This window comes from Stenotrophomonas sp. YJH_SMC_27 (genome assembly GCF_059369815.1).
Genome location: NZ_JCAFTA010000004.1, coordinates 280,645 through 295,183, shown reverse-complemented (window position 1 = coordinate 295,183; position 14,539 = coordinate 280,645). Strand labels below are relative to the sequence as shown.

Annotated in this window: 12 protein-coding genes and 1 pseudogene; 6 read left to right on the top strand and 7 right to left on the bottom strand. The window is 66.6% G+C overall.

The window, feature by feature from the left end; genetic code table 11:
• Nucleotides 1-31: 31 nt before the first annotated feature.
• Nucleotides 32-1,678, bottom strand: a pseudogene (locus AC5P7R_RS09140) (ABC1 kinase family protein); the annotation flags it as partial.
• A 207-nt stretch (nucleotides 1,679-1,885) separates the two neighbouring features.
• On the opposite strand from AC5P7R_RS09140, the gene AC5P7R_RS09135 reads away from it, so the two are divergent.
• Nucleotides 1,886-2,812, top strand: a complete 927-nt coding sequence (locus AC5P7R_RS09135) for a DUF808 domain-containing protein (RefSeq protein WP_021202649.1) — start codon at nucleotides 1,886-1,888, stop codon at nucleotides 2,810-2,812.
• Between the two features lie 95 nt (nucleotides 2,813-2,907).
• Here AC5P7R_RS09135 and AC5P7R_RS09130 read toward each other — a convergent pair whose 3' ends face one another.
• Nucleotides 2,908-4,446 (bottom strand): GGDEF domain-containing protein, encoded by a 1,539-nt coding sequence (locus tag AC5P7R_RS09130; protein ID WP_478418988.1) that lies wholly within the window; start codon nucleotides 4,444-4,446, stop codon nucleotides 2,908-2,910.
• 105 nt (nucleotides 4,447-4,551) lie between these two features.
• Here AC5P7R_RS09130 and AC5P7R_RS09125 point away from each other — a divergent pair, with 105 nt between their 5' ends.
• From AC5P7R_RS09125 to AC5P7R_RS09115, 3 genes are all read left to right on the top strand, one after another.
• On the top strand, nucleotides 4,552-5,187 hold the full coding sequence (locus tag AC5P7R_RS09125; protein ID WP_188249682.1) for a Rossmann-fold NAD(P)-binding domain-containing protein: 636 nt from the start codon (nucleotides 4,552-4,554) through the stop codon (nucleotides 5,185-5,187).
• Nucleotides 5,187-5,894 carry a helix-turn-helix transcriptional regulator gene (locus AC5P7R_RS09120; RefSeq protein WP_111099326.1) on the top strand — a complete coding sequence of 236 codons (708 nt, stop codon included), beginning with the start codon at nucleotides 5,187-5,189 and terminating at the stop codon, nucleotides 5,892-5,894. Before AC5P7R_RS09125 ends, AC5P7R_RS09120 begins: the two co-directional genes overlap by 1 nt.
• 210 nt (nucleotides 5,895-6,104) lie before the next feature.
• Nucleotides 6,105-6,491, top strand: a complete 387-nt coding sequence (locus AC5P7R_RS09115; protein ID WP_478436065.1) for a VOC family protein — start codon at nucleotides 6,105-6,107, stop codon at nucleotides 6,489-6,491.
• Between the two features lie 36 nt (nucleotides 6,492-6,527).
• On the opposite strand, the gene AC5P7R_RS09110 is transcribed toward AC5P7R_RS09115, so the two are convergent.
• The 5 genes from AC5P7R_RS09110 to pdhA form a co-directional block, all read right to left on the bottom strand.
• The gene (locus AC5P7R_RS09110; protein ID WP_184014124.1) at nucleotides 6,528-7,478 is read right to left on the bottom strand and encodes a hypothetical protein; all 951 of its coding nucleotides are present in this window, start codon (nucleotides 7,476-7,478) and stop codon (nucleotides 6,528-6,530) included.
• A 269-nt stretch (nucleotides 7,479-7,747) separates the two neighbouring features.
• Nucleotides 7,748-9,145, bottom strand: a complete 1,398-nt coding sequence (locus AC5P7R_RS09105; RefSeq protein WP_184014125.1) for a dihydrolipoamide acetyltransferase family protein — start codon at nucleotides 9,143-9,145, stop codon at nucleotides 7,748-7,750.
• Complete coding sequence (locus AC5P7R_RS09100) at nucleotides 9,142-9,495, bottom strand: SH3 domain-containing protein (protein WP_005411349.1); 354 nt, start codon at nucleotides 9,493-9,495, stop codon at nucleotides 9,142-9,144. Before AC5P7R_RS09100 ends, AC5P7R_RS09105 begins: the two co-directional genes overlap by 4 nt.
• 1 nt (nucleotide 9,496) lies before the next feature.
• On the bottom strand, nucleotides 9,497-10,564 hold the full coding sequence (locus AC5P7R_RS09095; protein ID WP_005414714.1) for an alpha-ketoacid dehydrogenase subunit beta: 1,068 nt from the start codon (nucleotides 10,562-10,564) through the stop codon (nucleotides 9,497-9,499).
• Nucleotides 10,557-11,639, bottom strand: a complete 1,083-nt coding sequence (gene pdhA, locus AC5P7R_RS09090; protein ID WP_021202655.1) for a pyruvate dehydrogenase (acetyl-transferring) E1 component subunit alpha — start codon at nucleotides 11,637-11,639, stop codon at nucleotides 10,557-10,559. The genes AC5P7R_RS09095 and pdhA overlap by 8 nt, the downstream gene beginning before the upstream one ends.
• Before the next feature lie 335 nt (nucleotides 11,640-11,974).
• On the opposite strand from pdhA, the gene AC5P7R_RS09085 reads away from it, so the two are divergent.
• Both AC5P7R_RS09085 and AC5P7R_RS09080 read left to right on the top strand, forming a co-directional pair.
• Nucleotides 11,975-12,850, top strand: a complete 876-nt coding sequence (locus AC5P7R_RS09085) for a tryptophan 2,3-dioxygenase (protein ID WP_010482684.1) — start codon at nucleotides 11,975-11,977, stop codon at nucleotides 12,848-12,850.
• A gap of 181 nt (nucleotides 12,851-13,031) precedes the next feature.
• Nucleotides 13,032-14,531 (top strand): peptide MFS transporter, encoded by a 1,500-nt coding sequence (locus AC5P7R_RS09080; RefSeq protein WP_005419890.1) that lies wholly within the window; start codon nucleotides 13,032-13,034, stop codon nucleotides 14,529-14,531.
• Nucleotides 14,532-14,539 lie beyond the last annotated feature (8 nt).

Genomic DNA, 14,539 nt, shown 5'->3' with positions numbered 1-14,539 from the left:
TTGCATGAATACGGGTATTTTCGTCGATGCGCTAGCGATGCCCGCGTTCTTCGCGTGCCCGCGCACGACGGTCGAACAGCAATGCACTGGTTACGATGCCAAGGCCGAGCACTACGCCGATGAACAACAGAATCAGGGCGATGAGTGGATAGCCGAACAGGTGCCAGCCGGTGTCGATCTTCATCATCATCGCGGCGGCCATGATCAATGCCGCGCTGATGATGCCGGCCGCCACGCGGTTGGCGATCTTCTGCAGGTTCTCCATCAGCCGCGATTCTTCCAGGCCCGTCACCTTCATCTGCAGACGGTTCTCGGCCAGCAGCGCCATGATGTCCGACAGCTTGCGCGGCCCATCGCGCAGCAGCTGCTGCAGCTCCATCGCCTCGCTGGCGATGTTGGCTGCGGACAGTGATTTTTTCAGGCGCGCACGCATCACATGCTGCAGCTGGCGCTCGACGATGCGGCGCGTGTCCAGCTCGGGCGCCAGCAGCCGGCACACGGTTTCCAGGTTGAGCAGGGCCTTGCCGAGCAGGCTCAGTTCCGGCGGCGTGCGCAGGCCGCAGGCGGTGGCGATGCGCACCATGTCCAGCACCACGCGGCCTTCGGAGAACGTGCCGCTGGCGGCGTAACGCGCGATCAACTGGCCGGTCTCGCGCAGATAACGTTCCTCGTCGAACGCCTCCAGCCGCGTGCTGATGCTGATCAGGTCGTCAGCCACTTCCTCGCCGCGGCCATCGACCGCTGCGAACAGGATCTTCAGCAAGCGCTCGCGCAGGCGCGGCGGCATGTGCGCAACCATGCCCAGGTCGAAGATCGCCAGCCGTCCATCGGGCATCACCCGCAGGTTGCCGGGGTGCGGGTCGGCGTGGATCTCGCCGTGCACGAAGATCTGGTCCAGGTAGCCGCGGATCAGCGCCGCCGCCAGCGGGTCCATCGATTGTTCGGTGCGGCGCACATCGGGAATCGCATCCACGCGCACGCCGGTGGCCAGTTCCATGGTCAGCACGCGCTGGCTGCTGTAGTCCCACAGCGGCTGCGGAATCCACAGGCGGCGGAACGGCTTCAGGTGTCGGCCGAAACGGGCCAGGTTCTCGGCCTCGGCGTGGTAGTCCAGCTCCTGCATCAGGGTCTTGGCGAATTCGTTGAGCCAGTCGCGCAGACGCACGCGGCGGCCCACCTGAGTCAGGTGGTCGGCGGCCAGCGCGAAGCTGCGCAGTGCCTCCAGGTCCGAGCGCAGCTGTGCGGCCACTTCAGGCTTCTGCACCTTCACCGCCACCTGGCGTCCGTCGTGCAGCACGGCCCGATGCACCTGCGCGATCGATGCGCAGCCCAGCGGCTCGGGGTCGAACGCGGCAAACAGCTTGTTCACCCCTACGCCCAGCTCCTGCTCGATGATGGCGTGGATGCGCTCGACGGGAATCGGCGCTACCTTTTCCTGCATGCGCTCCAGCGCCGTGGCGAACTCTACCGGCACCATGTCCGGGCGCGTGGACAGCGTCTGGCCCAGCTTGACGAAGGTCGGGCCCAGCGCTTCCAGATCGCTGACGAACTGTTCCGGGTTGCCATCTGCCGGTACGTCGGCCGGATTGCCCGCGGCATCCAGGTTCATGCCCGAGAACACCCCTGAATGGCGATAGCGCATCAGCAGGCGCAGGATCTGGCTGCGCCGGTTCATGCCTTTGACCAGCGGAGGATTGCCATTGGCGGTGGGCGGATTGCTCAAGCGGAACTCCCATGCGACGAAGACAGGTAGCGCCGGCCACGGGCCGGCGATGTCCGGATTCCGCAGTGTCGCCGGGGGGCGGTGGGCACGCGGTGAATCCGACGTCTTCCGCAGTCCACACCGGATCGGTCAGAATCCGCTCATTCCCTCTCTGGACTTCCCATGGCCGGTGCCAGCCTGTTCGCCCTGCTCGACGATATCGCCACCCTCCTCGACGATGTCTCGGTCCTGACCAAGGTCGCGGCGAAGAAAACCGCCGGCGTGCTGGGCGACGACCTGGCGCTGAACGCGCAGCAGGTGACCGGAGTCAACGCCAACCGTGAACTGCCGGTGGTGTGGGCGGTGGCCAAGGGCTCGCTGGTCAACAAGGTGATCCTGGTACCGGCAGCACTGGCGATCAGCGCCCTGGAGGCCTGGCTGCGCAGCCGCGGCTGGAACGTGCCGCTGATCGTGCCGCTGATGATGATCGGTGGTGCCTTCCTCTGTTTTGAAGGCGTGGAGAAGCTGGCGCACCGCTTCCTGCACTCAGCTGAGGACGACGCCGAGCATCAGGCCGAACGGCGCAAGGCGCTGGCCGATACGCAGGTGGACATGGTGGCGTGGGAGAAGGACAAGGTGAAGGGCGCGATCCGCACCGACTTCATCCTTTCGGCCGAGATCATCGTGCTGACCCTGGGGGTGGTCGCCACCGCACCGTTCACCAACCAGCTGGTCACGCTGGCCGTGGTTGCACTGGCAATGACGGTCTTCGTCTATGGGCTGGTGGCGGGCATCGTGAAGCTTGATGACGTCGGCCTGTACCTGTCGCGCAAGGGTGGGGCTTTGGCCGCCTTCGGTCGCGGCCTGGTGGCCTCGGCGCCGTGGCTGATGAAGTTCCTGTCGGTGGCTGGCACCATCGCCATGTTCCTGGTCGGCGGCGGCATCCTGGTGCACAACGTGCCGGCGCTGCACCACGCGGTGCAGGCGCTGGGCGGTGAAGGGCAGTGGGGCTGGCTGATCAGTGCTGCGGCCAACATGGTGGTCGGCATCATCGCCGGCGCCATCGTGCTGGCGGCGGTGACCGGGTTCCAGAAGCTGCGCGGGAAATGATCTGTAGAGCCTAGCCCACGCTCGGCTGCTCTACGGCGCTGCGCGCCGCCGCCCGAGCATGGGCTCGGGCGCTACACCGTCTGCACGCTGGATCATCAGCCCGCCTGCACCCGGTTCTTGCCTTGCCGCTTGGCCGCATACAGCGCGTCATCGGCGCGGCGCAGCAGGGTCTCGGTATCGTCACCGGGTTGCCATTGCGCCAGCCCGGCGCTGAAATGCACCGGCACGCGCCGGTCCTGCACGGTCAGCACGCGGTGCGACAGTGAACGTTGCAGGCGCTGCACGGTGGCCATGCTGTCGGCGCCCTGGGTTTCCGGCAGTACCAGAACGAACTCGTCGCCGCCCAACCGTGCGATGCCGTCGGTGGCGCGCAGCAGCAGCTTGCACACGGCCACCAGGTGCTGCAGCAAAGCATCGCCACCAGCGTGACCGTGCGCCTCGTTGGTCAGGTGGAAATCATCCAGATCGATCACCGCCACGCCCAGCGGCGAGTTGTTGCGCATGGCACGCGCCAGTTCACGCTGGAGCAGTTCGTCCAGGCCGCGGCGGTTCAGTGCCTGGGTCAGCGGATCGATACGCGCCAGGTCACCGGCAGCACGCAGTTCCTGCTCCAGCTCGGCAATGCGCTGCTCTGCGCGTTCCACTTCCTGCCGCGCGCTGGCCAGGTGATCGCGGGCCTGCGCGGCCTGCTGCTGCACCTTGCCGGTGTCGCGCATCACGTCCTGTAGCAACTGGTTGAGGTCGGCGATGCTACGCGCCTCGCGCAGCTGCAGTGCGTAGCTGCCGATGCGGTCGTGGTATTCGCCGGTGCTCGTGGCCATGCCATCCATGCGCTCGATGAACTCGCCCATCAACCCGCGCATCGCGGCCTTCGAATCGTCGATGCCCTGGCGCAGCAGGCCCTGCTTGTAGATCACTTCGCGCAACTCGGCGCGGGTGCGCTCGACCGCTTCCGCTTCCAACGGCCCGTCCAGCAGCTGGCGTACTGCCGCGATCTGGCCCTGCAGCCAGCTGCGGTCATCCAGCAGCTCGCTGACGTTCTCCAGCAGCAGCGCGAACAGCTCCAGCAGCAGCGCCTGCTGCTCCTGCCAGCTCTCGGCACGCACACCGACCTGGTGGCCGAGTTCGCGCACTCCTTGTTCGATCGGCTCCAGTGCGGTACCCGGCTGCCACTGGCGGAGGCGCGTGGCCAGGGCCTGCGCCTGTTCGCGCAGGTCCGGGTCGTGCTGCAGCAGGGCCACCACCGCACCGCCCAGCAGCAGCCGCAGCTGCTCGGACAAGCGCAGGCTTTCCGGCTGCCCGTCTGGGGAATGCTGTTCGATGGTGCGGATGTACTTGTCGATCAGCTGCCGCATCGCGCGCCCATAGCGCGGCCAATCGGCGCTGGCCTGTGCCGACTGCAGGCGGTCGCCCATGTCGCCCAGCTCGCCCGGCAGGGTGGCCATGCCGTTGGCGAACGCCGCCAGCAGCGGTTCCGGCGCGTCGGCGCCTGCGAACAGCTGCTGCAGGGCCACGCCACCGCCGCCCTGCAGCACCACGCGGTCACCCAGCCCATCGTCCACCACCGCGCGCACGCGTGCCGGCGGCCCAAGGGCGGTACCGGAGGCAGGGCGGTGGTCGGGCTGGTCCGTCATGGAGCGAATCCTGGGGCTGGCAGGGACTGGTTCCAGCATATCGGCGCGGCCGCCGACGGCTTGAACGGCTAGGATGGGCGACAGGATGCCGCAGTGGAGGTGCTGATGCGCGTGATGTTGCTGGGGGCGACCGGCCTGGTCGGTGGGCTGACCCTGTCCAGGCTGCTGGACGACCCGCGCTGCAGCGCCGTGGTGGCGCCCACTCGCCGTCCGTTGGGTGTAACTCACGGGAAGCTCGAGAACCCGGTGCTGGCCTTCGACGCGCTGCCCACTTCGCCAGAATGGGCGCGCGTGGACGCGGTCATCTGCGCACTGGGCAGCACCATCGCCCAGGCCGGCAGCCGCGAGGCCTTCCATCGCATCGACCACGACTATCCGCTGGCGTTCGCCCGCCTGGCGCAGACGCAGGGTGCGCAGGCCTATGTGCTGAATTCCGCGACTGGCGCCAACCCGCAGTCGTCGATCTTCTACAGCCGGGTGAAGGGCGAGCTGGAGCGCGATCTGCGCGCGCTGGGCTTCAACTCGTTGACCCTGGTCCGCCCAGGGCTGATCGGTGGCGAGCGCAACGAGGTGCGTCGCGGCGAGCGTTTCGCACTGACGGTACTCGGCGCGTTGGGGCCGGTACTGCCGCGGGCGTGGCGGATCAACCCGGCCAGCGAGATCGCCAAGGCACTGGTCGAGGCCGCGCTGGCCCCGCAACCGGGCGAGCACGTGGTGGCATCGCGCGCGCTGGTCGGCTGATGTCGCGTGCGCTGCGCCTGACCCAGCTGCTGCAGCTGCTGCGCCGCCATCGGCGACCCGTGGCCGGGCAGACGCTGGCCGACGCGCTGGGCATCAGTCTGCGCACGCTGTACCGCGATATCGAGACCCTGCGCGAGCAGGGCGCCGACCTGCGTGGCGAGGCCGGCGTCGGCTACCAGCTGGCGCCGAGCGATACCCTGCCGCCGATGACCCTGCCACCGGCCGAGATCGATGCGCTGGTGCTCGGCCTGCGCTGGGTCGCCGCGCGCACCGAGCCGGCGCTGGCCGAGGCCGCACGCGATGCCCTGGCGCGTATCGCGCATGTGTTGCCCGCAGCGCGGCGCGAGGCCTTGCGTGACAGTGGCCTGCGGGTGGGCCCTTCGCGTGCGGCGGCCAAGGTTCCCCCAGCTCGTCTGCAGGCCGTGCGAGAGGCTGTCGGTTCACAGCAGCGCCTGAAGTTCGGCTACGAGGACGCGCACGGCCAGCGCAGCGAGCGCATCGTCTGGCCGTTCGCGCTGGGCTACTTCGATGAGGTGCCGATGCTGGCGGCGTGGTGCGAGCGCCGCGAGGATTTCCGCCATTTCCGTCTGGACCGCATCCGCCAGGCGCGTGTGCTGGAGGATCACTACCTCGTGCCACGCGCCACCCTGCTGCGACGCTGGCAGAAGGCGCAGGGCATCGCGCCGGACTGGCTGGACCGTTCGTAGCCACAGCAACAGCGGGGAGCGGGCGGCGGGGTAGAGTCGACTGTTAGTCGACTATCGCGCGCAGCGCGGGGTTTCAAGCGCGTTGAAGGAAGAGCAGTCGACTAACAGTCGACTCTACCGACGGTCGACTCTACCGGCAGTCGACTCTACTGACAGAATCTGTCAGCAGGGCCGTACCACCATGATCGCTCCCAACAACGGAGCTTCCCCATGTTCAAGCCCAGCACCCTGCTGCAGTACGTGCGCGACGTCGCCGCCAGCGCCACCTTCTACAGCGGCATCCTCGGCAAGCCGCCGGTCGAGCAGTCGCCCGGCTTCGCCCTGTTCCTGCTCGGCGATGGCGCCGCACTGGGCCTGTGGCAGCGCGACGACGTGCAACCGCCGGTGTCCGCGCAGGCCGGTGCCGCCGAGCTGGCGATGGTGGTCGCCAACCCCGACGCCGTGCAGCAGATGCACGATGCGTGGCGTGCTCTTGGTGTGGAGATCCTGCAGGCGCCGGTGACGCTGGAGTTCGGCCATACCTTTGTCGGGGCAGATCCTGATGGCCACCGCCTGCGTGTGTACAGCCGCGCCGAGGGCATGGTCGCGCGGAATTGATCAAAGGAGGGGGGCGGCAATTGCCGGCTCCTGGACCTACCCTTGCTTCTGCGCTGCGTCGATGACGATTGAGAATATCTCGTCGTCTTCCGAATCCCATTCAATGGCCAGCTGGGCCAGCTCTGCGACCACGTCGCGGCCTGGATTGCATCGCCTGAGCTCTTTGGTGAACTGTCGGACCTGGCGTGGCGTTAATTCACTGCCCGGATAGTTGAAGAGATTGAGCGCAGCATCTGAAGAGACGTCCAAGAGGTCGGGTGCGAGGATGGAATACGCTTTGATGTAGCGGGAGAGCGGAATATCCGACAGGAAGTTCTCGGCTGCACACATGATCGACGCGTCATGTGGCGGGTTCCGGAGGAACTCCCTCATGACCGCAAGGACGACTTCTACTGACGGTGGTTTTGTCAGTGGCCTGTAGAAGTGGTTGGCGTATGCACGATCACCTTCGTGGGTGACCGCAGCATCCGATAGCGTTGCCAGTGTTGAGATCCAGACGTCAGCGTCCAGCGGCGTAGCCTGTTCGGCGTGTCTTTGTTGATCGGCATTGGGGACGACCGCCCGGATGATGGGCTCGCCGTTGCGCCATGACTGCAGACGGGAGTCGATAATTGCGTATACCTGCTCCTGTTTGTCCCACATGGCGTCCGGCGAAGGCATGGCGTCTTGAGGGAACAACGAGAAGAAGTCCGAAAAGTAGGGAGCGGCCATGCAGAAGTAGCGAACGGTGAACTCCAGCAATTCCGGGTCGAACGCAGCACCGGGGATTTCGTCCTGGAAGGCAGCTTCGATGCATGCCAGGGTGTCTGTCGGCGAGGGGGCGGCTGCCACCGTAGAGCCGACCGATGCGTCAAGGAAAGCGTGATTTCGGGCGAGCCAGCGCAGGAAGATGATCCCAAGGACCCAGTTCGTGTCTGACGGATCCTCGTCCTTCGTCAACCGTAGGAAGAATGGAGAGGCGCGGAAAAAATCATTGCCCGCCTTCATGAATTCTTCGAGTGTGGGTGGTGTCTCAATCACGGAAGTTCGACGTCTGCAGAGAGGCTCAAGGCTACCGAGCTGCTCTTGGGAATCCATGCAACTATTCTCAAAATGCTCCGTTGGGCTTTCAACCGACGGTCGGAGAGCCCAGTAGATCCCCGCCATGCGTGGATGGAGCGCGAAGGAGCGGGCACAAAAAAACGCCGGGCAATGCCCGGCGTTCTTTCCAAGTCAGGTACCAACCAACGGTTGGCACCCACCGGTCAGGTGGCCGATCAGCTGGCCAGTGCCAGGTCGTCCATCATCGCGCGCAGGAAGCGGGCGGCTTCACCGCCGGTGGCTGCGCGGTGGTCGAAGGTGACCGACAGCGGGATCACCTTGTGCGCTTCCACGCCGCCCATCACCGGGGTCATCTGGTGGCGGGCACGGCCGGCACCGACGATGGCCACGCACGGCGGCACCACGACCGGGGTCGCGTAGCGGCCGGCGAACATACCGAAGTTGGATAGCGAGATGGTGTAACCACTCAGTTCCGACGCCGCGATCGAACGCGATTCCACCTGCTCGCGCAGGCGGTTGACGCCTTCGCGGATGCCGCGTGCATCGAGCATGTCGGCATTGCGCAGGGCCGGCACGAACAGGCCGTCGTCGGTGTCCACGGCGATGCCGATGTCCACCTGCGCGTGCAGGGTGCGGGTCAGTGCTTCGCCGTCGAACCAGGCGTTCATCGCCGGCACCTTCTGTGCGGCAACGACGATGGCGCGCACCAGGCGGGCGGTGACGTCGTTGCCCGGCAGCCAGGCGTGGATGTCGGCGTCGTCGTTCAGCGTGGTCGGCACGACCTTGCTGTGCGCGTCGGCCATCACGCGGGCCATGTTGCGGCGCACGCCCTTCAGCGGTTCCGGCTGGCCCTTGGCGACCACGCCCGGCGGCTGGGTGCGCATCGGCTTGCCGGCGGCAGACAGCGGGGTGCGGGCTTCGCTCTGCACCGGGGCAGACACCTGCGCCGGGGCCGGCGCGGCATACGCGGCGGCAGCGACCGGCGCCGGAGCAGCGCCGAGCTTGGCGGTGCCGTTGGCGGCGGCCTGCTTGACGTCGGCCATGGTGACCGCGCCATCGGTGCCGGTGGCAGGCACGCGGCTCAGGTCCACGCCCAGCTTGCGCGCCATCGCACGCACGGCCGGGACGGCCTTGACGCCACCAACGGCCAGCGCCTGTTCGGCATGCACGGCATTGGAGCTCTGCATGGCGCCAACCACGGTACCGGCATCGTCACGCTCGGTCGCGGCGGGCTTGGCTTCTTCCGCGACCACCGGTGCGGCCGCAGCCGGCAGCGGCGGCGGGGTCGGTGCGGCAGCCGGCGCCGCCGGTGCGGCGTGACCATGGCTGTGGCCGGTGTCCTGGCCATCGGCGCGCTGCGGCAGGTTCGGGTCCAGTTCGAAGCTGGCCAGCACCGAACCGGTCGGGATGATGTCGCCGGCAGCGCCGGACAGCTTCAGCACCTTCCCGGAGAACGGCGAGGGCACTTCCACCACGGCCTTGGCGGTCTCCATCGACACCAGCGGCTCGTCCAGCTTGATCACATCGCCTTCCTTGACGAACCACTCGACGATGGTCGCGTCCGGCAGGCCTTCGCCCAGGTCGGGCAGGTTGAAGTTCTTGGTCTGGCTCATTTGCAGTTCTCTTCCAGCAGTTCCAGTTCGCGGGCCGGCAGCCAACCCGTCGCGCCATTGGCGCGCTCGGACCACCACCACCCGCCGTGTTCGTGATGAAGCTTCACCATCTCGCCGCTTTCCACATCCAGCTCGCGGGCGTCGTAGTCGCACAGCGCTTCGGCGCGACCCTCGTCCAGCAGCTGCAACCAGGCGATGGGCGCCCAGCCAGCGCGCCCATCGTTGGTGCGTACCCAGGCAAACGCCGGCCATTCCTCGTCACGCACACCTACTTCGACGATCTGGCCGGTGTGGAACCGGAGCGGGTTGGGATACTGGCTGCGGTAAGCCCCCAGAAGGCGGGCCCGCATGTCAGCCGGCCGCCACCGCGCGCTTGGCCGCAGCCACGATCCGCTCAACGCTCGGCAGGTACTTCATTTCCAGGCGGAACAGCGGAATGTGGGTGTCGTAGCCAGTAACGCGCTCGACCGGGGCCAGCAGGTCGTAGATCGATTCCTCGGCCAGGCGCGCGGCGATCTCGGCGCCGAAGCCCGCGGTTTTCGGGGCCTCCTGCACGATCACGCAGCGGCCGGTCTTGGCCACCGATTCGGCGATGGTGGCGAAGTCCAGCGGACGCAGCGTGGCCACGTCGATGACTTCGGCACTGATGCCTTCGCCGGCCAGCTTGTCGGCCGCTTCCAGCGCTTCCTTCACCTGCGCGCCCCAGGTCACCAGGGTCACGTCGGTGCCGTCGCGCAGCACGAAGCAGACGTCCAGCGGCAAGGCTTCGCCGTCGTTGACGACCACTTCCTTGTACTGGCGGTAGATGCGCTTGGGCTCCATGTAGATCACCGGATCCGGCTCGCGGATCGCGGCCAGCAGCAGGCCGTAGGCGCGCTGCGGCGACGACGGCAGCACCACGCGCAGGCCCGGCACGTTGGTGAAGATCGCCTCGTTGGCTTCGCTGTGGTGTTCCGGCGCGCGGATGCCACCGCCCCACGGCACGCGCAGCACCATCGGGCAGTGCAGGCGGCCACGGGTACGGTAACGCAGGCGTGCGGCGTGGCAGACGATATGGTCGACCATCGGGTACATGAAGCCATCGAACTGGGCTTCTGCCACCGGCTTCATGCCCTGCGCGGCAAGACCAATCGTCAGGCCGGCGATGGTGGTTTCATCCAGCGGGGTGTCGAGGATGCGGTCCGAGCCGAAGCGCTGCTGCAGACCGGCAGTGGCACGGAACACGCCGCCGTTGACGCCCACGTCCTCGCCCAGCACCAGCACCGACGGGTCGTGTTCCAGCTCCCAGGCCAGCGCCTGGGTGATGGCTTCGATGAGGGTGATCGGGGTGGTGGTCATGCTCTCTTCTCCGCGCGCGACCGCAGCGCTGTCGGCGGCGTTGGTGTGCGCGCCGGGCGCGCCGTTCTTGATCTCATCCATGGCGCTTCTCCAGGGCGATCGCCTGGGCACGCTGGGCCAGCAGGTCCGGCGGCGGATCGGCATACAGGAAGTCGAACATCGCCTCGACCGGCTGCACCGGCGTGTTGAGGTACAGGTTCACTTCCTCGTCCACGCGCGTGCCGCACTCGGCGACCCAGGCGCTTTCCTCGTCCTCGCTCCACACACCGGCGTTGATCAGGTACTTGCGCAGGCGCAGCATCGGCTCGCGCTGCCAGGCATCCTTCACTTCGGCGTCGTCGCGGTAGCGGCGCGCGTCGTCGGCGGTGGTGTGGTCGGACAGGCGGTAGGTCATCAGTTCCAGCACGGTGCCGCCGTCGCCGGCCAGCGCACGTTCGCGCGCCTGCTCCATGGCCGCCAGCACCGCGATCAGGTCATTGCCATCCACCTGCAGGCAGTGCAGGCCGCCGGCCAGGCCCTTCTGCGCCAGTGTTTCGGCACCGGTCTGGGCCGAACGCGGAACCGAGATGGCCCAGCCGTTGTTGACGATGCACAGGATCAGCGGGAGCTTATAGGCGCCGGCCGAATTCAGTGCTGCGTAGAAGTCGGTCTTGGAGCTGCCGCCGTCGCCGCACACCGCCACCGCGATCTGCGGTTCCTTGTTGAGCTTGAACTTCAGCGCCGCGCCTGCGGCATGCAGGCACTGGGTGGAGATCGGCACGCAGAACGGGAAGTCCTTGGCCGCGTTGCCGCCGTAATCGTTGCCGCGTTCGTCGCCGCCCCAGTACATCAGCACGTCGTGCGGGCGCACGCCACGCATGAACATCGCGCCATACTCGCGGTACGAAGGCGCGAACACGTCGTCCTTCTGCATCGCCGCGCCGATACCCACGTGCGCGGCTTCATGGCCCAGGCAGGCGGCATAGGTGCCCAGCTTGCCGGTGCGCTGCAGCGCGATGGATTTGCTGTCGAACGTGCGTACGAACAGCATCTGCTTGAACAGCGGTACCAGGACCTTGGGGTCGCGCAGCGACGCGGGCAGGTCGTCACGGACGAGCGTGCCGTCCGTGTCCAAGTACTGCAGGTATTCGATCTTGAATTCAGCGGCAACCGTCATTGCGTACTGCACCTTCGACAGAGAAGTTACAAATGATATGAATCGCCATGTTAAGGAACGCGTACGGAATAGCCTTCCTGCGCCGCAACACGGGGATTCCCCGTTTTACCCCTGCCGGCGGGTGGGGGGCCAATAACAACAACGTATTCAGTCGTTGCTGCAAAGCATCAGAATACGCCTCTGGCTGACCGCCAGTACAACGGCCTGGACGGTTCCACGCGCAGGCCCGGGATCGGCCGATGCTCCACGGCCAACCGCACGCTCCGGTATGGACCCGGCGGCTGCCAGCGCGGCGGCAACGCGCTACCCTTGCCGCCCCCGATCTGGTCCCGCCCATGTCCGTCGACAACAACCAACGCGATCTCGAAGCCGGCATCCACACCGACCTGCAGGGACGCCTGACCTACGGCGGCTACCTGCGGCTGGACCAGCTGCTCAGCGCGCAGCAGCCGCTGTCCAGCCCGCCGCACCATGACGAGATGCTCTTCATCATCCAGCACCAGACCTCGGAGCTGTGGCTGAAGCTGCTGGGCCATGAGCTGCGTGCCGCAATCGGCTTCCTGCAGCGCGATGAAGTCTGGCAGTGCCGCAAGGTGCTGGCGCGCAGCAAGCAGGTGCTGCGCCAGCTGACCGAGCAGTGGTCGGTGCTGGAAACGCTGACCCCGTCCGAGTACATGGGCTTCCGCGACGTGCTGGGCCCGTCTTCGGGCTTCCAGTCGCTGCAGTACCGCTACATCGAGTTCCTGCTGGGCAACAAGAACGCGCAGATGCTGCAGGTGTTCGAGCATGACCCGGCCGGGCAGGCGCAGCTGCGCACCGTGCTGGAGGCGCCGAGCCTGTACGAGGAGTTCCTGAAGTACCTGGCCCGCTTCGGCCATGCCGTGCCGGCGGTCTACGAGGCCCACGACTGGACCCAGCCGCACGTGGCCGACGACGCATTGCAGCCGGTCTTCGAACGCATCTACCAGGACACCGACCGCTACTGGCGCGAGTACGCGCTGTGCGAGGACCTGGTGGACCTGGAGACCGCCTTCCAGCTGTGGCGCTTCCGCCACATGCGCACGGTGATGCGGGTGATCGGCTTCAAGCGCGGCACCGGTGGCTCGTCCGGCGTGGGCTTCCTGGCCAAGGCACTGGAGCTGACCTTCTTCCCCGAGCTGTTCCAGGTGCGCACCAGCCTGCAGGCCGCGCCCCCGACAGCGCTGGGTTGATCCCCATTCAGCTTGGATCCCAGCCGGCGGCTGGATCGTTTCAGATGCAAGTTCAGGGAGCAGGCTGCCACCTGCCTCAAACGGCGTGTATTTGACGTGAACGCCAGAAGTCGGTGATCCTCGCGCGTTGCTTCAACTGCACAGCGGACGTGCTCGTCATCCACCGAACCAGGAAATCCGCATGAGCGTAAACGCCACTGCGAACACCCCAGAGCCGGCGCTGCCGGACTTCAAGACCACGCTGGGCCACCCGCGCCCGTTGTGGATGCTGTTCATGACCGAGTTCTGGGAACGCTTTGCGTTCTACGGCATCCGCTGGGCCTTGGTGCTGTACATCGTCGCCCAGTTCTACAACGGCAGCGCCGCCGGTGAAGGCGACGCCAGCCGCATCTATGGCGCCTACCTGGCCCTGGTGTACGCCGCGGCGATCTTCGGTGGCTACGTGGCCGACCGGGTACTGGGCTACCAGCGCTCGATCCTGACCGGCGCGATCATCATGGCCGCCGGCCTGTTCATGATCTCGCTGCCGCAGGAGCACATCTTCAAGCTCGGCCTGGCCACGATCATCGTCGGCAACGGCCTGTTCAAGCCCAACATCTCGACCATGGTCGGCAAGCTGTACGGGCTGAAGGACGAGCGCCGCGATTCGGGCTTCACCATCTTCTACATGGGCATCAACATCGGCGCGATGATCGCCCCGGTGCTGACCGAGTACCTGGCCCGCAAGGTGTTCGGTACCGATGCGATGCCGTCCTACAAGGTCGTGTTCATCGCCTCCGGCGTGGGCATGCTGATCTCGCTGGTGTGGTTCTACATCGGTCGTGCCGGCCTGAAGGGCATCGGTGCACCGCCGGCCGGCGCTGAAGGGTTCGGCCGCATCATCATGGTGCTGGCCGGTGCCGTGGTCGCCATCCCGGTCGCGTACTTCCTGCTGGCCACCGGCGCGACCGCGCTGGCCTGGATCCTGGGTGCGATGTTCACCGCGCTGGCCGTCCTGCTGCTGGTCGAGGGCATCCGCGAAGGCAAGGTGCAGCGCGACCGCGTGATCGCCATGCTGATCATCTTCGCCTTCAACGTGATGTTCTGGATGTTCTTCGAGCAGGCCGGCAGCTCGTTCACCTTCCTGGCCGAGAACATCGTCAACCGCCAGTTCGGCAGCTGGACCTTCCCGACCGCGTGGTTCCAGTCGGTCAACTCGGTGGCGATCATCACCCTTGCCCCGGTGATCGCCTGGATCTGGGTCGCCATGGGCCGCGCCAATCCGTCCATCCCGCGCAAGTTCGGCCTGGGCCTGCTGTTCAACGGCGCCGCCTTCGCGCTGCTGATGTTCGCCCTGTCGCAGATGGTGGTGGACGGCAAGATCCCGTTCTGGACCCTGTTCATGGTCTACGTCATCCAGTCGGTGGGTGAGCTGTGCCTGTCGCCGATCGGCCTGTCGATGGTGACCAAGCTGGCTCCGGTGCGCCTGGTCGGCTTCGGCATGGGTGGCTGGTTCCTGTCCACCGGCATCGGCAACAACCTGTCGGGCATCTTCGCTGGCGTGGTCAGTGGTGAAGGCGGCATGACGGTCGAGTCGGCCCTGAAGGGGTATACCTTCGGGTTCTGGGCCCTGATCGGCTCCGGCGTGGTGCTGTTCCTGATCGCCCCGCTGATCAACAAGCTGATGCACGGCGTCAAATGATGATGAGA